Genomic DNA, 24,251 nt, shown 5'->3' with positions numbered 1-24,251 from the left:
GTACTGGTGTGGTATTTGGACAGCATACATGGAAAAAGGTAACTGCTGAACAGATATTTAACAATCCCCCATTTGATCAATGCCATGCATCTACATTGGTTGAAATTGAGGGAGGGAACTTAATGGCTGCATGGTTTGGCGGTAGTCATGAAGGAAGTAAAGATGTAAGGATCTGGTTATCTACAAATGAACAGGGAAAATGGACTAGTCCTGTTGCCGTTGCCGATGGTAAAATGAATGGTGAATGGTCTTCTCCCTTATGGAATCCGGTGTTATTTAAAACAAAGAAGGGAAAACTTTTTTTGTTCTATAAAGAAGGACCCTCGCCAAGAGAATGGTGGGGAATGGTGCAAACATCCGATGATAATGGCAAAACATGGTCTGCTAAAACCCGTTTGCCGGAAGGAGTGTTGGGACCAATAAAAAATAAACCTGTTGAGTTAGCTGACGGGACAATTTTATCTCCATCAAGTACTGAAACTGAGGATAAGTGGAATGTGCATATAGAACGATCTGTAGATGGAGGTAAAACATGGACAATTATACCTGTTGATGCAGATAGTAAATTTGATGTAATCCAGCCAAGTATATTATCTCATGAGGGCCATAAACTACAGATATTATGTCGCAGTAAACAGGGGGTTGTTGTTGAATCGTGGTCGGAAGATAGTGGGAAAACATGGGGTAAATTAAGCGCTACCACTTTGATGAACCCTAATTCAGGAACTGATGCTCAAACATTGAAAGATGGTAAGCATATGATTGTTTATAATCCAACTGTTCCAGGTAAGGAATGGTTTAATGGGCGATATAAATTAAACGTCGCTTTGTCGGAAGATGGGGAAAAATGGAATGATATTCTAAAACTCGAAGATGGCGATACTAAAAAGGAGTTCAGTTATCCGTCAATAATTCAGACTAAAGATGGCAAGGTTCATATCACCTATACATTTGATAGAAGGAATATTAAGCACATAGTGCTTGAATAATTGGATAGATAAAGACAGGATGCTGATTTATGGTATCCTGTCTTCTATTTATGTTTTGGATAATATTATTTTTTTGTTTCAGCTAATAAGCCAGTATGTAATCTAATGTATTCAGGGTTTTTAATCTCAGTCGCTAATTTTATGCCCTCTTCTGCGGTAGCAGCAGCAGCTTTCTTATCTCCTGATTTTAATTGAACACGTCCTTTAAGTAATTTAACCCATGGTGCTTTAGGATCTGCAGTTTCAGCAGCGGTAGCCCATTCAAGTGCTTTGCTTAAGTCTTTTCCAGTTTCAAGGTAATAGTATGCAGCCTGAAAGTAAGGTTTTTTCTCTCCTTTCATTGCCTCATCAATACCTGCCATCACTTTGGCATCAAAATCAGTAGATAAATCAACCGTTAAAGCAGTGTTTTCCCACGTTAACTGCAATTTGGCAGTATTTGGATAAACATCAGCAAATTGAATCGTAAATGTTTCTACTTTCTCTTTAAGCTTAGTTGGCTTAACCTTTATGCGCAAAATATCATCACTTTCTTTATACTCATAGGCACCCCATTGTTTTGATCCTTTGTTTATGATTACGGTCCATTCACTCTCTCCTGGAATGGTAAATAATTCATATTCTCCGGCAGCAAGATCTTTTCCTCCAATTTTAACGGCCTCCGTAAAAGCGATGGTAGTAGCAGAATTAGCACCGGTTCTCCATACAGAACCATATGGTTCCAGTCCGCCAAAGATTTTACGTCCTTTAGTGTTTGGACGAGAATAACTGATGGTTACTTTACCCAGACCAAAATCCTGAGAAATGGTTTGTCCTGAGCTTGGTTGAGGCATTTTTACACCTTGTGCCTTAAGCTCAGATTGTAATGATACCGCTAGCGCAATAAGCAGTACAGTTGTTAATGTCTTTTTCATGATCATAAATTTGTTTTAGGTGATCAGTCAGTTTGAACAGAACTGATCTAAGTTTTGTTGACGCTAAATTACCACTTATTTGATGCTTTAATTCAACAAAATCTTAAATTCGTTGCTATGGTCAATTTGCGTAATACAATAGCAATTTTAGCGCTCTTTCTTATTTCTTGTTCTGGTGCGAAATATGTCTCAGAGCCAATATTGGAGACGGGAGTCTCCAAAAAGCTGGCCATTTATCGTAAATCTATTTTAAGTAATATCAACTATAAAATCGAACTGGACATTCCTAAGAATAGGAGTGAGATTATAAATGCTACAGAAGGAATTGCATTTCAACTTAGATCTAATAAATATCCATTGCAGCTGGATTTTAGAGAGGATGCTAAAAAGATAAAGAGCTTGGACGTAAATGGTATATCCGTAGTGGTGAATCATAAAGATGAACACCTCATTATAGATTCAAAATATCTAAAAAAAGGAGAGAATGTACTAAGTGTGAGTTTTGAGGCAGGTGAGGCCGCACTTAACAGGAACAGTGATTATTTATATACGTTATTTGTTCCAGATAGAGCCAGAACAGTTTTTCCTTGCTTTGATCAGCCTGATTTAAAAGCCACATATAATCTTACTTTAAAAATCCCAGCCGATTGGAAGGCACTGGCTAATGCTACGTTAAAAGATTCTGTTGTTACAAACGACCGTAAAACCTACCGATTTAATACATCGGATACCTTAAGTACTTATTTATTTGCTTTTGCGGCAGGAAAGTTTACACTTGCAAATGGTAAAGTCGGAAACATGTTGACCGATTTTCTGTACCGAGAAACTGACTCGTTAATTATAAAAAACAGCTTGAATGAAGTATTTAACATTCATTCGAAGTCATTGAGTTATCTGGAACAGTGGACTGGAATTCCTTATCCTTTTCAAAAATTTGGTTTTGTGGCTATTCCGGATTTTCAGTTTGGAGGGATGGAACATGTAGGTGCAATTCAGTATAAGTCGTCGGCCTTATTTCTCGATGAAGGTGCCACAAAGGATCAACTAAATGGTCGCAATAACTTAATAGCTCATGAAACTGCTCATATGTGGTTCGGAGATTTGGTTACCATGAATTGGTTTACAGATGTTTGGATGAAAGAAGTTTTTGCAAATTTTATGGCTGATAAGAGTGCGGACACTATTACTGGGAAAGAAGCATTTGACCTTAAGTTTTTGATAGATCATTTCCCTGCAGCTTACGGTGTAGATCGTACTACGGGTTCAAATCCAATAAGACAAGATTTAGATAATTTAAAAGATGCAGGAACACTTTATGGAAATATCATTTACCATAAAGCTCCAATAATGATGAGACAGTTGGAGCGCTTAATGGGAAAGGAGAAATTTCAATTAGGTGTGCAGGAATACCTGAAGAAATTTGCCAATAAAAATGCTTCTTGGCCAGATCTAATCACAATCCTTGACAAACATTCGGAGCATGATTTAAATAAATGGAATAAGGTTTGGGTAAATGAGGCGGGAAGGCCTTTGGTTGACTATACGGTTAAAGCTGTAGATAATAAAATTAGTGAGTTCATAATTAAGCAGAAGCCAGAGTATGGCCCAAATAGGATTTGGCCACAATTAATAGAAGTAACTCTTTATTATCCTGGTTATAGTAAAGAACTAACAGTGAGCTTCAATAATAAAGAAGTGAGATTAAAAGCTGCAGAAGGAATGGATGTGCCATCCTTTGTTCTGTTTAACTCATCAGGACAAGGGTATGGTCTTTGGCCATTGGATAAAAAAATGTTTAATGAGATATATTTGATTGATAAGCCTTTGAGCAGGGCTGCTGCCTATATTTCCTTGTATGAGAATATGTTAAGTGGGCGGTATATTAAACCATCGGAGCTGTTAAATCTGTTTGTAAATTGGCTGGATCAGGAAAAAGAAGAGCTAAACCTGAAACTGATGACCAATTATATCAGTAGTATTTATTGGGGATTCATTTCAGCGCCTGAACGTACTGGTGTATCCACATCATTGGAAAGCAATTTGTGGAACAGTATGCAGAAGCAAAGTTTGCCTAATAACAAGAAGGTGCTTTTTAAAACCTACCAAGACATATATCTATCGGCTAACGCCGGTGAAAGGTTACACCGAATTTGGGAAAGTCAGAAAATTCCTGCAGGATTAAAGCTAACAGAAGATGATTATACCTCATTGGCCTTTTCACTTGTATTGAGAGATGCTGATAGTTCGATTCTTGGTAAGCAGCTTAAGCGAATAAACAATGGGGATAGACGAAAGAGGTTTGAATTTATTATGCCAGCTGTATCTTCTGCAGAAACAAAAAGGGATGCCTTTTTTAAGAGTCTTGAACTAAAATCGAATAGAGAAAAGGAATCAAATGTGGGGGCTGCTTTATATTATCTTCATCACCCACTAAGACAAACTAGTTCGTTTAAATATTTAGCGAAGAGTCTGGATATGTTGGCTGAAATACAAAAAACAGGAGATATCTTTTTCCCTCAAAACTGGCTTCAATCTACCTTTGGGTATTATCAGCGCGCGGAGGCCCTAAAAATTGTTCAAGACTTTTTGGAAAAGAACCCCCGCTATAATCCAAAGTTGAAGGCTAAAATTCTTCAGTGTTCTGATAATTTATTTAGAGCACAAAAATTATTAAAAGAATAAGGCCATTATTTAAGTTCGGTATAGGTGATCTTAAAAGTTTGCTTACTTTGAAGCATTGTGATCTGTTTAGGATAATCATCACTATTGTATTGATAACTGAAATCGGTATTTTCAAGCGGCTTATCTGTATTTGAATAGCTTAATCTATTGTTTACATCGGCACAAAAAAAGCTGTAGCCCATTTCCAGAAATAACAATTGAGCATGCTGTACATTCTTGAAGACTCCATTTTTTTCATCATGGGTATATTTAATAGGAGACGTATCACTAGGAGAACCTTTTACGATAATACCTGATACATTTCCAGCTGGGCTATATGACCATATACTATGGATATGAGGGCCGTCGCCTGATGCTTGAATAGAAATCAGTTGTTCCTTATTGTTTCTTGTCAATACCAGAGCGCCGGTAGGTGTATCTACTTTTCCATCTATGTTGAAAATGTAACCTTTAAATCTGTATTGGCTGTTTTTCTAAAATAAATTGATTTAAAAGGTATGTTGCTTTTGTATTTAAGACATTCAAACGGTAATTGATCTAGGTAACTTATTTTAACACTGTAGCCATCGGAACTATTAACTTCTGAAATAAGAGCAGATTTTTCGATGTATTTAAGGTTAATATCCAGATTTTCCGATTCCAGTTTTATGGGGATAAATTGTTTTTTAACAGGATCTTTAATATCCGGTTCAACAGGTTTTTCTTCGTTAGGTTTATTCTTCTTGCAAGACGCAGTTAAAAATATAATTCCAATAATAGTAAGGACGTATTTAAACTTCAGTGTATTCATCAGTTATCTTTTAAAATGTTAGCGATCAACAGATGTCAAACGTATTTGTAAATATCTCTTTAAACAAATTTATTTTCTTTTAAGTTTGGTTTTTATTTCTTATAAAGAAATATAATTCTTTTAAGGAATTGTAAGCTTATTGAAATAATCATAAAAGTATTGCCTGAAATACGGTAAGAAATTGGGTTCCTGTGCTTAAAACACGTACTTTTGCTTGACTATTTCTTTTAGCGACTAACGTTTATTAAACCCTAACTATGGACGATTTTTTAGCTGCCCGACTCCAGATGGCCTTCTCTCTTGGCTTTCACATTGTTTTTGCATGTATTGGTATGGTGATGCCCTTTTTTATGTCAGTTGCTCATTTTTACTGGCTAAAAACAAAAAAGGTTGTCTATAAGGACGTTACAAAAGCCTGGAGCAAGGGTGTTGCAATATTTTTTGCAACGGGAGCGGTTTCGGGAACGGTATTATCTTTTGAACTAGGACTCCTGTGGCCAACATTTATGGAGCACGCAGGTCCTATATTTGGAATGCCGTTTTCTTTAGAGGGGACGGCATTTTTTATTGAAGCGATAGCCCTTGGGTTTTATTTATATGGATGGGACAAGTTAAACCCCTGGTTTCACTGGGTTACTGGTGTTGTTGTAGGAATAAGCGGGTTATTGTCAGGAATTCTTGTGGTTGCTGCAAATGCCTGGATGAACAGCCCTGCAGGTTTTGACTTTGTAGATGGCAAGTATTTAAACATAGATCCTATAAAGGCAATGTTTAATGACGCCTGGTTTTCTCAGGCGCTCCATATGTCGGTTGCTGCATTTGTATCTACCGGATTTGCCGTAGCAGGTGTACATGCCCTGATGATTCTTAGAGGGAGAAACGTGCTTTTTCACAGTAAGGCTTTTAAAATAGCAGCAGTATTTGGAACAGTTGCAGCTTGCTTGCAACCTATCAGTGGTGATATTTCTGCCAAGGATGTTGCTCATCGGCAGCCGGCAAAACTCGCTGCTATGGAGGCTCATTTTCATACAGAAAGAAATGCGCCATTAATTATTGGAGGAATACCAGACACAGCGAATAAAAGAGTTGATTATGCAATTAAAATTCCTGGCCTGCTTAGTTTTATGACTACAGGAGATTTTAATGGAGAAGTTAAAGGTCTCGACGTGATCCCAAAAGAAGACCAACCTCCGGTAGCGGTAACACATTATGCCTTTCAGATTATGGTTGGACTTGGAATGGCAATGGTGTTCATTGCTTTATTGTACTTTATAGCCCTTTGGAAAAAGAGGCAATGGCTTAAGAGTAACTGGCTATTAAAGCTTTTTGTAATTGCAACTCCTATGGGATTTATAGCTTTGGAGGCAGGGTGGACAGTAACAGAGGTTGGACGACAACCCTGGATTATCAACGGTGTTATGCGGACTGCAGATGCTGCAACGCCAATGCCTGGAATTGCTTATTCCTTCTATCTCTTTACTGGAGTATACATTTCGTTGGCTATTATAGTGAGTTTATTGCTGTACCGTCAGATTACGATGGTTGGTAAATTATATGATTCTACTTCCAAACTACCTAAAAATTAATATTATGATCTATGTTGTTATTGTTTTCCTGTGGACATCAATTCTATTATATATCCTATTAGGTGGTGCAGATTTTGGTGCGGGAATTATAGAATTGTTTACTTCCAAAGGTAATCGATCTAAAACGCGTAAAACTATGTATGAAGCTATTGGCCCTATATGGGAAGCAAATCATATGTGGTTAATTATTGCTATTGTTATCCTTTTTGTTGGGTTCCCTAAAATTTATACTACAGTTTCAATCTATCTGCATATTCCATTAGTATGTATGTTGCTTGGTATTATTGCCCGCGGAACTGCCTTCGTATTTAGAAACTATGATGCCGTTAAGGATGATATGCAAAAGGTATATACCCCAATTTTTATTTATTCAAGCTTAATCACCCCATTTTTCCTTGGAATAATTGCTGCCAGTTCTGTATCGGGTCAAATAGATGTTCAGGCACAAGATTTTCTTTCAGCCTATGTTTTTAGCTGGCTAAACTGGTTCTCTGTTTCGGTTGGTGTATTTACAGTTAGTATATGTGGCTTTTTGGCCACTATTTTTATCATAGGGCAGGCGGCTGACGATGACAGAAGCTTCTTTATCGGAAAAGCAAGGCGGACAATTTATACGGTTATGTTTTGTGGAGCACTAGTTTTTGTCGCCGCTTATCATGAAAACATCCCATTAGCAAGTTGGATTTTTGGAGATACTTTGGGTTTGATCGCCATTATTGCTGCAAGTATTTCATTGATTATTATGTTTTTCTTACTTCAGCGGAAGAAGCCCATATTGCTTCGTTTACTTGCAGGATTTCAGGTTGCTATGATCTTATTTGCTGCTACATACAGCCATTTTCCAGACATCGTACTCCTTAAAAATGGGGCTAATTTATCGTTACTTACCCATCAGGGACAAGCAAAGGCGATAGATACATTAGGTTACGCCTTATTGATTGGCAGTATATTTATTCTGCCGGCCCTAGTTTATCTGATCTACATATTTCAACAAAAAAAGGAAGTACAGGAAGCCCATTAATTTGTATTGAGGTGGAATGCTATTGTAAAATTGATTGTAACAAGAATATTAACCGCTAAAATTGGTCATTAGGATTAAACCTAAGCAGGTTTAGTTAGTCATAATTCCAAAGCTATAGTTAATGACAAAACTTTCACCAAATATGAAATCAATATTCTTAAAAATCACAGCAAACACTTTATTGCTAGCTGGTTTTTGCATGACAGTGCAAGCACAAAAACTTAAAGATGTGCAGGAAGGTAGTGTAACTGCTCCGACTAACATAAAAGTTGATGGAAGAAATACAGAATGGAACGATACTTTTCAGGCCGAAAATAAACGGACCAGTATTTTATATACGATAAGTAACGATGATAAGAACTTATACCTTGTAATTAAATCAACTGATGTAGCAAATAATTCAAAGATTCTTGCCGGTGGAATTACGCTTGCTATAAATACTGAAGGAAAAAAGAAAGAAAAGGAAAGCATTACACTTACATATCCATTGATTAACCGTCCTGCACAAGGTGGTGGACAGGGAGGCGGACGGCGCCAAATGGGTGCCATACTGGGCGGAGGTGGAGGAGGAACTCAAACTCCTGAACAAAGAGATTCTATGATGGCTGTAATGCAAAAAAGGCAATTAAGTCAGGTCAAGGAAATTAAGATCAGCGGGTTTAAAAAAACAACCGATACCCTTATTTCCGTTTATAACGATTTAGGTATAAAGGCATTTGCTAGTATAGGGAATGATAAAGCATTCTTCTACGAATTGGCAATCCCATTTGAAGAGTTGGGCATTTCGAAAGATGCAACAAAGGAATTTGCATATAATATAAAGTTGAATGGTTTACAATTTCAGAGGCCAGATGGAGGCGGCGGTGAAGGCGACGGAGGAGGAAGAGGCGGTTTTGGTGGTAATAGAGGCGGCGGGGGCGGTGGTAACTTCGGCCCTAGACGTTCTGGAATTGATTTTCAAGCACTAACCAGCCCAACAGATTTTTGGGGAAAATATATCCTTAAATAAGCTGTATACATAGATACTACTCACACACAAATAAACCACACAAACAAAAAATGAATTATTTATATAATGCATTGAGACCTGCTATTGTATTATTTCTACTGGTATTCAGTTCTGTAGTACTTTATGCACAGGGGCAACAAAACCCTCCTCCACCCTTGCCCACGCGTGAGATAAGTGGAATTGTAAAGGATTCTACAGACCTAGGAGTAATTGGCGCAACTGTTAGTTTAACTTCCGACAAGGATACCCTAAAAACCAGTACTAATAATGATGGTGTATTTGTTTTTAGAAATGTAAAGTCAGCAACTTACATTATTGTAGTTCAGAGTATTGGGTATGTTAATACCCCAGCAATGCGTTTTAAACAAAACGACACAAGCCCAAGGATTGTGATGGATCCAATAGTTCTTAAAGAAGAGCATAATACTTTGAATGAAGTAGTTATTAATGGAACCCCTTCTATTACCTATAAAACAGATACAGTTGAATACAAGGCCAGCGATTACATTGTTCGAAAGAATGCTACTGTAGACGAACTGCTGAAAAAGATGGAGGGTATGGAGGTAGGTACTGATGGAAGTTTAGTCCATCAGGGAGAGGCAGTTACTAAGGCCAAATTGAATGGAAAGGAATATCTTGGAGGTGACATCGCAAATGCAATTAAAAATCTTCCTGCTGAGATCGTTGATAAAATTCAGATTGTTGATGACTATGGTGATCAGGCGGCCCGTACAGGCGTAAAGGATGGGGATCCTGAAAAAATATTGAATATTACTACAAGAACAGATAAGTCTGTTGGAAATATGGTGAATCTGAACACCGCTGGAGGCAGTAAGGAAAGAAAGGAAGCTGGATTATTTGCTACTCGAATTAACGGAAATCAACAGATTGGTATAAACGGGAATTATAAAGATGCAATTAATCTTAATGCATTAAGTGGCACAACAAAGAATGCAAATGCCAGATTTAGTTTGCGTGATAAAATCGGGAAAAAAATAGACTATAATCTGGGCTATCAATTTCAAAATTCCAATGGAGACAATTTGAATGAGACCGAATCCCTAAGTATTTTAAATAATGGGCAATTGCACTCCAACAGTTCAAATACAGGTTTGCAAAAATCAAATAATCATAATTTTAAGCTTGAATTTGAAGTAAACCTGGACTCAAGTAATTACCTTAAAATTGTCCCGACTTTTCAGTCTAATTCTACTGATAATAATGGTTCTTCAACTTTAAGCCAAAGGGGTAGTAGTCTTTCAATGGGTCTGGATCAGGACCGCCGCATAACAAATTCAAATTCCAGCACTGCGCCTCAATTTGGTATTTCTGCTTTTTATCAGCATCTATTTAAAAAATACAGAAGGAATTTTTCAACCCAGATAGATTTGAATAAAAATAATCAGGATAATGAGCAGGAAAGATACAATTTCACAACTTTTTATACTGAAGCGACGCAAGACGGGAAAGATTCTATAATTAATCAGATTATAGCACGTAAGAATCGACGTGATAATTATCGCGGAAGTATGACTTATGTTGAGCCTCTTGGAATCAATACTCAATTCGAGGTGAATGCCCAGATAAATTATAATGGTTATGACAATACCGCGACGACAAGGGATATTTTAGATGGAGGCGTTTCAGGTATTATAGACTCATTAAGCAACATTTATAATTATTCCTTTACACAGGGCCGGGTGGCGTTGAATTTTAGATATGGAATGACTAATGCTTCCAAAGTTCGTTTTTCTGTTGGTTTAACAGGTGTGCCAGCTTTATTATCCGGCACTAAAGTAAGTCTGGGTACGACAACAAACCGGACTAGTTTTAACTTGATCCCTATTGCAAGATTTGAATATCGTTGGAGTAGACAACAAAGAGTATCCCTGAACTATTCAGGAAATGCAGTAGAACCAACATTTGATCAGATACAACCGGTAAGGGATGTAACAAATCCAAATAATCCGGTTATTGGTAATCCAGACCTGATAGCCACTTTTGTGCATACTTTAAGAGGTGATTACAATAATTATATTGCAAACTCCAAACTCAATCTTTCACTAAATGTAAATGGGGCATATACGGAAAATGCCGTAATCAGAAATGTGGCAACTGTTGATAATCCAGATCCAAACCTCCCTGGCAGTAAAATTAATGAAACACGCTTTTTGAATGTTAGTGGGGTATATAGACTAACCGGTAATTACAACATCAGTAAGCAACTCAACAACAGAAAGTATAATTTGCAACTTAATGGTACGGTGAGTTATAATCATAGTCTGAGTATGCGGGACGGTATCTTGAATACTACTGATATTACTTCTTTCGATCAGCGTTTTGGCCCAAAAATTAATCCTACAGAATGGTTCGAAATCAATCCGAACATCGGATACAAAAACGAAAAATCTAATTCAACACTTCGTTCCGGTAATAATGAAATCAACACGCTTTCTCTTAACTTAGATGGAAGATTATATTTATGGGACGTATGGATGTTGGGTTACAACGGCAGTAAGCAGTTCATAAATGGTATAGTCGGAAATACAAATAATAGCCCTTTAGTGATAAATGCAAGTTTGGAACGTCAACTGTTTAACCGGAGAGGCCAGATCACTTTTCAGGCATTTGACATTTTAAATCAGAATAATTTTCTAAGAACACAGCAACCAGATGATGGCGGTTATATAAATACAAGAGTAAATCCCATCAGTCGATACTTTATGCTTAAACTGAGTATGAGATTGCAAAAATGGTCTGGTTCTCAAGGCCGTGGTGGTAGAGGCATTATGCGCCGTGGAGACGGAAGCTTCATGTAGGGCTTGATTTTTTAGGTGAAATACCTATGTTGATCAAAAATCCGTATTTTGGGTAGCTAACCAAATCCGGATTTTTTGTCTGTTGTAATTTATGAGGAAAACTCTACTAATCATTCTAATTCTATATTGTTTTACCCATTTTGAAGGTCTGGGCCAAATTGGCACACCTCAAATACTTAACTATAATAATGACCAGTATAAAGCCGGAATGCAAAATTGGGATATTGCTCAAGACAAGAACGGTATTTTATATTTTGGTAATAATGAAGGCTTACTAACGTTCGACGGCCGATTCTGGAATCTTATTAAATTGCCAAATTTTACTTCTGTAAGATCTGTTGAAATAGATTCGCACGATAGGATCTTTATTGGGGGACAGGATGAGGCCGGATATTTTTATCCAGAAAAAAATGGAATCCTGAAATATCATTCAATTATCCCTCTCATCCCCGAAAAATACCGAAGTTTTGCCGATATATGGAATGTTGCTATTATAGATGATGCAGTAGTTTTCAGAACAACCAGCGTTATTCTTTATTATAAAGATGGGGTTGTAAAAACCTATAAACCAGATATAGAATGGCAATTTGCAGGTAAGAGTAATCATCAGTTTTTTGCTCATTCTAAAGGGCATGGATTAATGATTTATGACGGTGAGATCTGGAAACCATATTGTTCAGATCCGGCATTGCTAAAATCTGCGGTGACTTCCATAATAGAATACAATAAAGACACCATGCTGGTCGCCACGTTAAAAAATGGACTTTTTTTAATGCACAAGGGAAAACTTATACCTAAACCAACAGCCCTGGATCAGATATTTTATAGCGACAGGATTTATGGTGCTGATAGGATAGACAGTAATAAGTACGTAATTGGAACTACCTCTGCAGGGGTTCTAATTATTAACAAACAGGGAAAGGTTTTGCAAAAATATACCTATAAGGATGGTCTACAGAATAACAATGTAAGAGGCTTTATTACTGATAGGAGCAAAAACCTTTGGTTAGCACTGAATGATGGGATTGATTATGTTGCTATTAATAGCGCAGTAAAAAGCATATTTCCTGATAAGAATAAACAGATAACAAGCTATGCTATACGTAATTTTAATGGGGAATTATATATAGGAACATCTAATGGCTTATATGTAACAGAAATTGAAACTGGTGTTGCTGATTTAAGTTTGTCGACCAAAGCATTTACGGAAGTTAAAAACTCTAAAGGGCAGGTCTGGAATCTTAGCGAAATCAACAACAAACTTTTAATGGGGCATGAGGATGGCTTTTTTGAAATTGAAAATGATGTTGCCCATCAAATATATAATCGGCCGGGAACATGGTTGTTTGAACCAACTTCAGAGGTTTATCCTTCACAAGATATTATAGCTGGCACCTATCTGGGCCTTCAGAAAATAAGTTATAGAAATGGAAGTTTTACCAATCAGGGCAAAATTGAAGGGCGTACAGAATCCTTAAGGTTTATCGCATTTGATGCCAACAACAATTTATGGGCATCGCATCCATATCACGGGGTATATAAAATTGAATTGTCTGAAAATTTTAAAAGAATAAAAAAATATACCATCTATACAGATAAGCAAGGGCTGCCTTCACATTTGTATAATTACATTTTTAAAATAAAGAATCGGGTTGTGGTCGCAACTAAAAATGGCGTATATGAATATGATACAGCAAAAGATAAATTTAAGCCTTTTGCCTTACTTAGCCAAGCATTAAAGCAAATGCGAATCCAATATCTTAAAGAAGATTCTAAAGGAAACTTATGGTTTGTCTCAGATAAAAAAGTTGGAATATTAGATTTTGGACATCCAACAGCTACAAAATCATTTACAGTACATTATTTTCCTCAGTTAGATGGTAAAATAGTAGGTGGATTTGAATCTATTTATTATCTGAATGATGAGAATGTTTTTATAGGTGCCAATAAGGGTGCTTATCATTTAAATTATGCTAAGTATTTGGAAAACATCCCAAAACCTAATGTTTTACTTGGTTCAGTAAAGCTTTTTGGTAAAAAGGATAGTACAATCTTTGGTGGTTATTTCCTGAATAAAGATAAAATGGTAAAAACTCAGGATTTGTCCTCTGTTTTAAAACTTGCCAACGTCTACAGTTCTCTTCATTTTGAATATTCTTCTACGCTATTTGAGCATCAGGCAAATATTGAATTCAGTTATCAACTTGTTGGCTTTGATAAAGAATGGTCGTCCTGGACGCAAAAAAGCGAGAAAGATTATACTAACCTGCCTTCGGGGAAGTATACATTTAATGTTAGGGCCAGAAATAGTTTTGGCAACGAGTCTGAAGTTGTGGGGTATACTTTTGAAATTTTACCTGCCTGGTATCAAACGATATGGATGTACATGTTCTATGTATTGCTCCTGGGCGTAGTTATCTATATGTTCTTTAAGTGGCAAAAGAAGAAACATATCAAAGCCCAGACCAGGTTAAGCTATCTTCATCAGCTTGAAATGGATCGTAGCGAAAAGGAAATCGTTCGTTTAGAATACGAAAAACTGGAAGCCGATGTAAATTATAAAAATAGAGAACTATCTAATATGACTATGCATTTGGTACAGAGAGGCAAGGTGCTGGCTAAAATAAAAGAGGTGATTTCTGCTGTAATTAAAAATCACGATATCAACGACAGTTCCCCAAGCTTCCGACACTTGATCCGACTCATAAGAGATGTTGAAAAGAGTGATCAGGACTGGGAAAACTTCTCAATCCATTTTAATACTGTTAATACTAATTTCTTTAATAAGCTAAAAGATCAGTTCCCGGAGCTCACACCAAATGAGCTTAAATTATGTGCTTATCTTAAAATGAACCTTTCTACCAAGGAAATTGCTCAGCTCATGAACATTACAATAAAAGCAGTGGAGGTAGGAAGGTATCGGTTAAGGAAGAAACTGCATATTCAGTCTGAAACTAATCTGTATGATTTCCTTATCCAGATATCAAGAACTGCTGAGGGCTCCTGATTAAAATAACCGTATTGTAAATCAGGAGTTTAGTTTCTTGCTGTAGTGGTGATGTAGTGGTACTCGTATGGTGATAATGCCTTTCAATTTCTTTTTGTAGGGGTAGTGTAGTGGTATGGAAATATTATAAAAACCGTTTCCAGGTATAGATTTGAGTTAGCCGAAACCGCCAGGTGGAAGCCAAATTAACCAATTATAAACTAAACTAAATCTTATTGTATGAAAAGAAGTCTTACACTTATTTTCTTCGTTTGCTGTCTTCTTATGTCTCCATTTGCCTCAATGGCACAGGAAGTAACAGCAACGGGTAAGGTAACAGACAAGAGCGATGGAAAACCATTGCCAGGAGTTACCGTAACATTACAAGGCACTACAAAAGCAACACTCACAGACGCCAACGGAAATTTTAAGATTCCGGTTCCCTCTGTAGGGTCAAAACTAATCATCAGCCAATTGGGGATGGTTTCACAAACAATAACCGTAACTAATAGCTCGTCTGTTAACATTGCGTTAGAGACGGATGTTACTGCATTAGGAGAGGTAGTAGTAGTAGGTTATGGAACGCAGAAAAAGAGCAATGTTACGGGGTCAATTTCAAGTGTAAAAGCAAAGGACCTGGAAAGCATGCCGATAAATAGGGTCGAACAGGCTTTACAGGGCAGAACTTCAGGAGTAACCATAGCAACAAACAACGGGCAACCGGGAAGTGCAGCCACAGTAAGGATTAGGGGATATACTACCTTTGCAAAAGATGGTAACAACAATCCTCTATGGGTGGTTGACGGAGTGATTGTAGATAATGGAGGTATTGGATACCTGAATCAATCAGATATTGAATCTATTGAAGTTTTAAAGGATGCAGCATCGCAAGCTATTTATGGAGCCCGTGCTGCAAACGGTGTTATCATTGTAACTACTAAGCGAGGTAAATCCGGACTTCTTCAAATTAACTATAATGGTTTTTACGGTACTTCTGCACCCGCAAAAACTTTGGATCTGTTAAATGCAACGGAGTATGCCACACTTAGAAATGAAGCGGCAAAAAATACAGACCCTAATGCAACTTTACCATTTGCCAATCCCGCGGCATTAGGCAGCGGAACCGATTGGCAGGATATTATATTTAACAATGATGCGAGGAGACAAACCCATGAATTTAGTATCGCAGGTGGCGGAGAGAAATCTACATTTTATTCATCTTTCGGATACATAAAGCAGGAAGGTATAGTTGCAAGTCCGATTTCAAAATGGAACAGAGCGAATATTCGTTTAAATTCTACCCATAAGCTTGCAAAATGGTTAACTGTTGGAGAGAATTTAGGATATAGCCATTCTGTAAATAGCAGCTTAGGTAATACAAATAATGAATTTGGAGGGCCTTTGAGTTCTGCTATTGGTTTAGATCCAACCACTCCGGCGATTGAAACCAACCCGGATCTTATTTCAAAACCACCATATACAACACCAAATGTTTTAAGAGACAAAAGTGGAAATCCATTTGGATTATCACCTTGGGTTGGCCAGGAATTAATTAATCCTCTTGCTTATATTCAAACAAAACTTGGGAATTATGGCTGGGATCATAACATAATTGGAAATGCGTTTGCAGAAGTACAGCCTATTAAGGATTTAGTTTTTAGATCAACGTTAGGAACCAAGATTGCATTTTATGGTGATGATGCATTTAATCCGGTTGCCTATTTAAACTCATCTAACATCGTAACTAAAAATTCATTTGTACGCAATTGGAACAATGTTTTGAATTACAATTTTGAAAATACGTTGAGTTATTCAAAAACGTTTGGAAAGCATAATGCGAATATTATAGTTGGTCAGGGAATTTATCTTGATGAAAATGTCAAAACTTTAAATGTAACATTCAACAATATTATTGCAAATAACTTTGAAGAAGCAAATTTAAATTATAAACCAGTTAGTGCAGACAGAACTGCAGATGGAAACGATGGGACAGTTCATAAAGTTAACTCTTTATTTTCTCGTATATCTTATAATTATGACGAAAAATACCTCTTTACCGGTATTATCAGAAGAGATGGTTCATCGCGTTTTGGTGACAACAATAAGTTCGGATACTTCCCTTCATTTTCATTAGGATGGGTGCCTACCAAAGAGAATTTTTGGAAGGAAAATAACGTTATAAATTTCTTCAAAATCCGTGGGGGTTATGGTGTTACAGGTAATGATCAAATTTCCAATTTTGCTTACAATGCCCTGGTTTCAAGTGGACGGAACTATACTTTTGGAACAACAGATGTCAGCTCAATAGGATGGAGCCCGGCAGCCCCCTCTAATCCGGATTTGAAATGGGAAGAAACCCGGCAGACAACATTAGGCTTTGATGCTACCATATTCACCAACTTTACTGTGGCCTTTGATGTTTATAAAAAGAAAACAGTTGGAGTACTTCAGTATCCAACACCCCCAAGCTATCTAGGTGTAGCTGGAGCCCCAGCCCAGAACATTGGAGATATGGAAAATAAGGGTTTGGAACTTGAGCTTGGATATCGTAAAACATTCGGAGAATTTAACCTTGGCGTAAATGGAAATGTTTCCTTCTTAAAAAACAAAGTAACTAAACTTGCCACAGGTAAATTATTTATTGAAGATGAAGCCCAAAGCTTTCAGGGGATGGGCAATATTACCCGAACAGGAATAGGGCACTCTTTCAATGAATTCTATGGTTACGAAACACTTGGCATTTTTCAAAATCAAGCGGAAATTGATAGTTATGTCGGACCAGGGGGAACTAAGCTGCAGCCTAATGCAAAACCCGGAGATGTTAAGTTCGCGAATTTAAATGGCGATAATCAGATTGAGGCAGCAGATAGAACTTATCTGGGAAGCCCGATTCCAAAATATACTTATGGCCTAACAATAAATATGGCCTATAAGAATTTTGATTTTGTAGTGTTTGGAAGTGGAGCAGGGGGCAATATGATATTTCAAGGCTTACGTCGTTTAGATGTAACATTTGCTAACTGGCAAACTGACATCCTAAATCGTTGGACGCCTACAAATCCTTCGACCACCATACCAAGAGTTGTTGAAAAGGATGACAACAAAAACAATACTAATTTCACAAGAAGGTATCTTGAAAAGGGAGATTATTTCAGGTTAAAAACATTACAGCTTGGATACAACATTCCTAAAAATGTAATTCAAAAAATTGGTGCGCAAAAAGTACGTGTTTATGTAATGAGTGAAAATCTTTTTACCATAACTAATTACACAGGGTATGATCCTGAAATTGGAGGAACTGTATTTGGAGTTGATAAAGGAATCTATCCACAGGCACGTTCGTTTATGGTTGGATTAAATGTTGGATTTTAATAAACATCAAAATGAAAAATAAATTAACATATATAGCTGCTCTTTTTATTGGAGCGCAGTTCATGGGATCATGTAAAAAGGATCTGGATGTAAATCCGAGAGAAAGAATACTTGAATCTAATTATTATAAAACTCCTGAACAGGCTTTTAGTAGTTTGATCTCGGTGTATGATCAATTTGGAAACCAGTCAGGTGGCTATTTAACCAAGCTAAATATTTTCTCTTCTGGGTCTGATGATCACTACGCTGGAGGTGATTCTCCATCTGATCTTGGTGATTTGCAGGCAATGAATAACTATACAGTAAGCTCATTATCCGGAGCACCAAGTTATCTTTGGGGTAAAGGTTTTACCGGGGTTTACAGGGCCAATATATTTTTACAAAAGGTAGAGGAGATTCAAATGGATGCCAGTACCAAAAACAGATATATTGCAGAAGCAAAAGCTTTAAGAGCTATTTTTTATTTCGATCTGGTTCGGATATTTAAGAACATACCCCTTATTTTAAAACCCGTTGAAACGAGTGACTGGTATAATGTTCTACAGGTTCCTCCTGCTGATGTATACAAACAAATTGAATTGGATTTAAAAGAAGCTATTCCCAATCTTCCGGTAACGGTTCCAAGAAACACTGAAGGTGGAAGGTTAACCCAGGGAGCGGCTCATGCAGTACTTGGTAAGGTATACCTTTGGCAGGAAAAATTTGCTGATGCTGCTACTGAATTTGCAGACGTAAACGGTCCTTCGCCAGGTACTACGCCTAGTAAATATGGTTATGTGCTAATGAGCAAGTTTGAGGACTTGTATAAACTCGCTAATAAATTCAATTCCGAATCCATTCTTGAGATTTCCTATAACAGCACTTCAAATATGGGCTGGGGTAATGTTGGTAGTGGAGAGGGTAATGTGGCTGGGATTATGTCGGGCCCAAGGAACTATAATATTCTAATTCCTGATAAAGCCCCTGATTATGTTTCCGGATGGAGTGTTATGCCATTTACTAAAGAGTTTTTTGCACTCATTCACTTTGATCCTCGTAATAAACCAACAGTTGCAAATTTAGATAGCCTTGAAAAGGCGGGTATTGTAACTTATAAACATGCCAACGATAATACTGGTTATTTTGTTGAGAAATATGCTGGCAGAGTATCCACCAAAGCCAATAGCGGACAGCTTGAACTTAACTTCCCTTATAATCTTTATGAAATACGTTTGGCCGACACTTACTTAATGGAAGCTGAGGCTGTATTGAAAAGCGGAGGTGCTGTTGGAGCAGGAAGCAGAGCTTATGCTGCTTTAAATGCGGTAAGAGCCAGGGTTGGATTAAAACCAGTGGACGTTACCATGGATAACATAATAAAAGAAAGACGTATTGAACTAGCAGCTGAAGGACAACGCTGGTTTGATCTTGTGCGTTGGGGACTTGCGCCTGCTAAACTAGCCTTTAAAGGTTTTGTGGCAGGAAAAAATGAAACATTACCTATTCCAAATGGTGAACTAAATAATACAAAGATAGTTCAGAGTAAAGAGTGGGGTGGTACTAAATAATACTCCAGGAGGTGGATGAAAAATCCACCTCTTATTTCTATTTCTAATATACATCACTTAATAATTATGAGATCAAAAGCGCTCAGTTCAATTCTAGGGCTGGTTATTACGTTTATTTCATTTGCCACAAATGCTCAAAATGATGTGAATCTATGGCTTACAAAAACAGATAAATCAATTCTATTTACAAAGCAGAAAAGAACATTGAAATTTGCTGAAATAAATAATAACAACCCGACCATCGTAGTTGATGAGAAAGCGTCTTTCCAATCAATAGATGGTTTTGGCTACGCATTAACAGGAGGAAGTGCCCAACACCTTATTAAAATGAGTCCTAAAGCAAGGGCCGCTTTGTTGAAGGAATTATTTGCTACTGATGGCAAGAACATTGGTGTTAGCTATATACGATTAACCATAGGTGCCTCAGATCTAAATGAGAAAGTATTTTCATATAATGATTTAGCTGAGGGAGAAACAGATTTAGAGCAAACCAAATTTGATTTGGGCCCTGATCGAATAGATGTGATTCCGGTAATGAAAGAAATACTGGCTATTAATCCAAATATCAAAATAATGGGGTCACCTTGGTCGCCGCCATTATGGATGAAAACATCTTATGATGCAAGAGGGGGGATGTTAAAACCTGAGTTTTATGAAGCTTACGCAAAATACTTTGTCAGGTATATTCAGGACATGGGCAAAGAAGGAATTCATATAGATGCTGTTACTATTCAAAATGAACCACTTCATCCTGGTAATAATCCAAGCCTGCTGATGGTGGCACCTGACCAGGCAATCTTTATTAAGAACAACCTGGGACCCGCTTTCCAGAAAGCGGGTTTAAAGACGAAGATTATTATTTACGACCATAATGCAGATCGTCCGGATTATCCAATTACGATTCTAAATGACCCTGATGCCAGGAAATACATTGATGGGTCAGCTTTTCATCTTTACGGTGGTGAAATTGAGGCATTGACTGATGTGCACAATGCCCATCCTGACAAGAATATTTATTTTACGGAACAAATGGTTATTGAGGATCCAAATGAAAATAGAATCAATATTTTATCGCCTATTAAAAGACTCATTATAGGAGCTACAAGAAACTGGAGTAGAAATGTTTTGGAATGGAATTTAGCAGCAGATCCTGAAAATAAACCTTTTACAGATAGAGGGGGATGTCCGATGTGCCAGGGTGCAGTTACAATAAATCAAGATAAAGTAACAAGAAACCTAGCCTATTATTCGGTAGCGCATGCATCTAAATTTGTTCGACCTGGTTCTCTGCGTATTGCTTCCAGCGAACCCAAAGACCTTTCTAATGTTGCATTTAAAACCCCTAATGGGAAAAAAGTTCTGATAGTTGCTAATAGTGGGAAGAATGCGCAGACGTTTAATATTAGCTTTAATGGCAAATTACTGAGTGATACGCTTGGTAATGGTGATGTTGCAACTTATATCTGGTAATATATCCTCAAAATAACTTAACACACATTTTAACTTATACTCTTTTTATGTTTCAAAAATTATCATTAATAAGGCTATTTTCTATAATAGCGGTATCTGTTTTGTATTCTACGTCTGGTTTGGCACAGGGTTTTTTAAGAGCAGATGGAAAGAAGATTGTAAATGAAAAGGGCGAGAATGTATTATTAAGAGGCGTTGGTCTTGGGGGATGGATGCTCCAGGAAGGTTATATGCTAAAAATAAATAAAGNNAAGRTCRGNAAKAKCGTMKTCGGGAAAGAATTGAAGAGTTAATGGGGGAGAAACAAACTCAGGAATTTTATGACCTGTGGCTTGCCAATCATACGAGAAAGATTGATGTCGATTCAATGAAAGCATGGGGCTTTAATTCAATCAGGTTACCAATGCATTATAACCTCTATACGTTACCTATTGAAAAAGAATCTGTAAAGGGACAAAATACCTGGCTTGACAAAGGATTTGCGATGACAGATTCTTTACTTTCATGGTGCAAGGCAAATCAAATGTATTTAATTTTAGATCTTCATGCAGCCCCTGGCGGACAGGGGAATGATTTAAATATTTCAGATCGAGATCCCTCAAAACCGTCACTATGGGATAGTCAGGCTAATCAGGAAAAAACGATTGCTTTATGGAGGAAATTAGCTGAGCGATATGCCAATGAGCCTTGGGTTGGAGGATATGATATCATAAACGAGCCTAACTGGGGATTTGAAGATCTTGCAAAAGACAAGAATGGGATAAACGAAAAAAAGAATGAGCCATTAAAGAAATTAATGGTTGATATTACAAAGGCAATAAGAGAGGTTGATAAAAAACACATTATTATAATTGAAGGTAATGGCTGGGGTAATAATTACAATGGCATTCTCCCTCAGTGGGACAATAATATGGTTCTAAGCTTTCATAAATACTGGAGCTATAATGATCAGGCATCGGCGGAAAATATGATCAAGACAAGGGATCAGTATAATATTCCTATTTGGCTAGGTGAGACAGGAGAGAATTCAAATGTCTGGTTTACAGAGGCCATTCGTTTATTTGAAACCAATAATATCGGTTGGGCATGGTGGCCTCTAAAGAAAGTAGGAGCTAACAATCCAATGGAAATAAAATCTAACCTGAACTATAATGATATTGTAAGTTATATAAATGGAAATGGAAATAAACCTAAAGAAAGCAATGTGTATAGTGGGTTAATGGAACTTGCTACGTATGCAAGATTTGAAAATACCATTATTCATTACGATGTAATTGACGCAATGATCCGTCAGCCTTTTTCTGCAGAAACCAAACCTTTTAAAAAGCATATTGTTGGAAAAACCACTACTGTGAATGCAGTTGATTATGATTTGGGCAGAAACGGCGTTGCCTATTTTGATAAAGATACGGCAGACTACCACGTCTCTACCGGAAAATATACGGCAGGAAACAAAGGAAGAATTTATAGAAATGATGGGGTGGATATTGCAAAAGACAGTACCAAATATGAATCTTACTATGTTAATAATATTGAATCAGGAGAGTGGCTTCAGTATACTGTCGATGTAGAGAAAAAAGGAATATATACAATTAAATTAAATGTCGCCTCAGATAACAAGAAAGGAAGGATTTCTTTAGCTTCCAATGGAGTCTTCATCGCAAAAGAGATCAAGATATCCGGCACCGGAGGATTGAAAACTTTTAAAACAATAGAAATAAAGAATATTCCACTCAAAGAAGGAAAACAAAGTATAAAGGTTTTGGCAGATACAGGTTATTTTAATTTTAATTACCTTCAATTTATTAGACAAATGTAATTGCAAATTAAATTATGAAGCGTAAAGGACGTTTACTCCTTGTGTTCAGTGTCATAGCTGTTTTGGTGATTCTATTCTCCCGATGTATGGATACCTCCAAAAATATGAAAGCAACAGAAACATCCATTGCAGGTGCAAAAACATGTGTTCAATGTCATAAAGATATTTCCAGTTCTTATTTAAATGATGCTCATTATGCTGCTTCAAGCCCGGTAGAGAATAATAATCAGATCAACCTTGGTACTGATTCCGTTTATGAGTATGATAAAAACCTAAAAGTTTCCATAGAAAAAAGAGATAGTGGTGTCTATCAGGTTGTTTATTTTAATGGTAAAGAAGATCTGGCTAAAAGATTTGATATTGCTATTGGTTCAGGTAAAAATGCTTATACCTATGCCTCATGGAGAGGGAATATATTAAGACAACTTCCGCTCTCTTTTTTTAAGCAAATAAATGGATGGGCTAACAGTCCGGGCTTGCGAACAAGCAGCCCGGATTTTGGAAGAATAATAGACTCACGTTGCTTAGAATGTCATAGTTCCTTTATAGAAAGTAATAAGGCAAATAACGGCAGTTTAATTGTTTCTCACGAAATGTTGAAATCTTCTCTTGTTTATGGAATTGATTGTGAGCGCTGTCATGGACCAGCAGGTAAACATGTCGAATTCCACTTGAAAAATCCTGATGAGAAGGAGGCTAAATTTATGGTGCTTTACAAAACACTTACAAGGAAACAAAGAGTTGATGCATGTGGTATCTGTCATTCCGGTAATGATGCAGAATTACTGAAATCTACATTTTCCTTTAAGCCAGGGGAAGATATTAAACAATATTATGCACATGTGTCATCAGCTCAGGAATCCCAGCTCGATGTTCATGGTCAGCAAAACCAGATGCTTGAGGGGAGTAAATGTTTTACTAAAAGTAATTCTCTCGAATGTTCCACCTGTCATAGCCCCCATGATCAGAACAAAGGAAGCTTAACATTGTATTCAAAAAAATGTATAAGTTGTCACGCTACCATAAAACATACACAGAAAACATTGGAAAACGCTATGGTAAAAACCAATTGTATTGATTGCCATATGCCTTTAAAACCTTCTAAGGCAATTAGCTTTCAACAGGCTGGCATGTCAGAAGTAAGTCCGTATATGCTTAGGTCACACCGCATAGCAATATATTAAGTGTAAAAATTTTGTGTCACGGTTTGAATTATATTGTTAAATTTGTTTTAAGCAGACATTAAA

Annotated in this window: 15 protein-coding genes; 12 read left to right on the top strand and 3 right to left on the bottom strand. The window is 37.0% G+C overall.

What is annotated here, in order from left to right:
- Nucleotides 1-8: 8 nt before the first annotated feature.
- A complete protein-coding gene (locus N824_RS20235) occupies nt 9-989 on the top strand; it encodes an exo-alpha-sialidase (RefSeq protein WP_048906968.1) in 981 nt (326 codons plus the stop codon).
- A 65-nt stretch (nt 990-1,054) separates the two neighbouring features.
- On the opposite strand, the gene N824_RS20230 is transcribed toward N824_RS20235, so the two are convergent.
- Entirely contained in the window at nt 1,055-1,903 is an 849-nt protein-coding gene (locus N824_RS20230) for a DUF2911 domain-containing protein (protein ID WP_048906967.1), read from the bottom strand.
- A gap of 117 nt (nt 1,904-2,020) precedes the next feature.
- Between N824_RS20230 and N824_RS20225 the strand changes: the two genes are divergently transcribed.
- Complete coding sequence (locus tag N824_RS20225) at nt 2,021-4,585, top strand: M1 family aminopeptidase (RefSeq protein ID WP_052334227.1); 2,565 nt, start codon at nt 2,021-2,023, stop codon at nt 4,583-4,585.
- Nucleotides 4,586-4,590: 5 nt separating this feature from the next.
- Here N824_RS20225 and N824_RS20220 read toward each other — a convergent pair whose 3' ends face one another.
- Together N824_RS20220 and N824_RS20215 are read right to left on the bottom strand one after the other, a co-directional pair.
- Nucleotides 4,591-4,980: a hypothetical protein gene (locus N824_RS20220; protein ID WP_048906966.1), complete on the bottom strand. Its 390-nt coding sequence runs from the start codon at nt 4,978-4,980 to the stop codon at nt 4,591-4,593.
- 35 nt (nt 4,981-5,015) lie between these two features.
- Nucleotides 5,016-5,375, bottom strand: a complete 360-nt coding sequence (locus N824_RS20215; protein ID WP_048906965.1) for a hypothetical protein — start codon at nt 5,373-5,375, stop codon at nt 5,016-5,018.
- Nucleotides 5,376-5,632: 257 nt separating this feature from the next.
- Here N824_RS20215 and N824_RS20210 point away from each other — a divergent pair, with 257 nt between their 5' ends.
- The 10 genes from N824_RS20210 to N824_RS20165 all read left to right on the top strand — a co-directional run bounded on the left by N824_RS20210 (nt 5,633) and on the right by N824_RS20165 (nt 24,188).
- A complete protein-coding gene (locus N824_RS20210; RefSeq protein WP_048906964.1) occupies nt 5,633-6,961 on the top strand; it encodes a cytochrome ubiquinol oxidase subunit I in 1,329 nt (442 codons plus the stop codon).
- 4 nt (nt 6,962-6,965) lie between these two features.
- On the top strand, nt 6,966-7,982 hold the full coding sequence (locus tag N824_RS20205; RefSeq protein WP_048907024.1) for a cytochrome d ubiquinol oxidase subunit II: 1,017 nt from the start codon (nt 6,966-6,968) through the stop codon (nt 7,980-7,982).
- Nucleotides 7,983-8,124: 142 nt separating this feature from the next.
- Complete coding sequence (locus N824_RS20200; RefSeq protein ID WP_048907023.1) at nt 8,125-8,991, top strand: hypothetical protein; 867 nt, start codon at nt 8,125-8,127, stop codon at nt 8,989-8,991.
- Between the two features lie 50 nt (nt 8,992-9,041).
- Nucleotides 9,042-11,810 (top strand): outer membrane beta-barrel protein, encoded by a 2,769-nt coding sequence (locus N824_RS20195; RefSeq protein WP_048906963.1) that lies wholly within the window; start codon nt 9,042-9,044, stop codon nt 11,808-11,810.
- A 91-nt stretch (nt 11,811-11,901) separates the two neighbouring features.
- Complete coding sequence (locus N824_RS20190; RefSeq protein ID WP_048906962.1) at nt 11,902-14,817, top strand: triple tyrosine motif-containing protein; 2,916 nt, start codon at nt 11,902-11,904, stop codon at nt 14,815-14,817.
- A gap of 219 nt (nt 14,818-15,036) precedes the next feature.
- A complete protein-coding gene (locus tag N824_RS20185; RefSeq protein WP_048906961.1) occupies nt 15,037-18,168 on the top strand; it encodes a TonB-dependent receptor in 3,132 nt (1,043 codons plus the stop codon).
- An 11-nt stretch (nt 18,169-18,179) separates the two neighbouring features.
- Nucleotides 18,180-19,715 carry a RagB/SusD family nutrient uptake outer membrane protein gene (locus N824_RS20180; RefSeq protein ID WP_048906960.1) on the top strand — a complete coding sequence of 512 codons (1,536 nt, stop codon included), beginning with the start codon at nt 18,180-18,182 and terminating at the stop codon, nt 19,713-19,715.
- 66 nt (nt 19,716-19,781) lie between these two features.
- Nucleotides 19,782-21,185 (top strand): glycoside hydrolase family 30 beta sandwich domain-containing protein, encoded by a 1,404-nt coding sequence (locus N824_RS20175; protein WP_048906959.1) that lies wholly within the window; start codon nt 19,782-19,784, stop codon nt 21,183-21,185.
- A gap of 292 nt (nt 21,186-21,477) precedes the next feature.
- The gene (locus tag N824_RS20170) at nt 21,478-23,004 is read left to right on the top strand and encodes a cellulase family glycosylhydrolase (RefSeq protein WP_200869917.1); all 1,527 of its coding nucleotides are present in this window, start codon (nt 21,478-21,480) and stop codon (nt 23,002-23,004) included.
- Between the two features lie 104 nt (nt 23,005-23,108).
- A complete protein-coding gene (locus N824_RS20165; protein ID WP_161662345.1) occupies nt 23,109-24,188 on the top strand; it encodes a multiheme c-type cytochrome in 1,080 nt (359 codons plus the stop codon).
- The last annotated feature ends 63 nt before the right edge of the window (nt 24,189-24,251 follow it).

This window comes from Pedobacter sp. V48, from assembly GCF_000523515.1.
Classification (GTDB): domain Bacteria; phylum Bacteroidota; class Bacteroidia; order Sphingobacteriales; family Sphingobacteriaceae; genus Pedobacter.
This window is presented reverse-complemented; position numbering and strand designations above follow the sequence as displayed.

Excerpts from the sequence above, each read along its gene's own strand:
- N824_RS20230 (WP_048906967.1), bottom strand. The coding sequence starts at position 1,903 with ATGAAAAAGACATTAACAACTGTACTGCTTATTGCGCTAGCGGTATCA.
- N824_RS20225 (WP_052334227.1), top strand. The coding sequence starts at position 2,021 with ATGGTCAATTTGCGTAATACAATAGCAATTTTAGCGCTCTTTCTTATT.
- N824_RS20215 (WP_048906965.1), bottom strand. The coding sequence starts at position 5,375 with ATGAATACACTGAAGTTTAAATACGTCCTTACTATTATTGGAATTATA.
- N824_RS20210 (WP_048906964.1), top strand. The coding sequence starts at position 5,633 with ATGGACGATTTTTTAGCTGCCCGACTCCAGATGGCCTTCTCTCTTGGC.
- N824_RS20205 (WP_048907024.1), top strand. The coding sequence starts at position 6,966 with ATGATCTATGTTGTTATTGTTTTCCTGTGGACATCAATTCTATTATAT.
- N824_RS20200 (WP_048907023.1), top strand. The coding sequence starts at position 8,125 with ATGAAATCAATATTCTTAAAAATCACAGCAAACACTTTATTGCTAGCT.
- N824_RS20195 (WP_048906963.1), top strand. The coding sequence starts at position 9,042 with ATGAATTATTTATATAATGCATTGAGACCTGCTATTGTATTATTTCTA.
- N824_RS20190 (WP_048906962.1), top strand. The coding sequence starts at position 11,902 with ATGAGGAAAACTCTACTAATCATTCTAATTCTATATTGTTTTACCCAT.
- N824_RS20185 (WP_048906961.1), top strand. The coding sequence starts at position 15,037 with ATGAAAAGAAGTCTTACACTTATTTTCTTCGTTTGCTGTCTTCTTATG.
- N824_RS20180 (WP_048906960.1), top strand. The coding sequence starts at position 18,180 with ATGAAAAATAAATTAACATATATAGCTGCTCTTTTTATTGGAGCGCAG.
- N824_RS20175 (WP_048906959.1), top strand. The coding sequence starts at position 19,782 with ATGAGATCAAAAGCGCTCAGTTCAATTCTAGGGCTGGTTATTACGTTT.
- N824_RS20170 (WP_200869917.1), top strand. The coding sequence starts at position 21,478 with ATGGGGGAGAAACAAACTCAGGAATTTTATGACCTGTGGCTTGCCAAT.
- N824_RS20165 (WP_161662345.1), top strand. The coding sequence starts at position 23,109 with ATGAAAGCAACAGAAACATCCATTGCAGGTGCAAAAACATGTGTTCAA.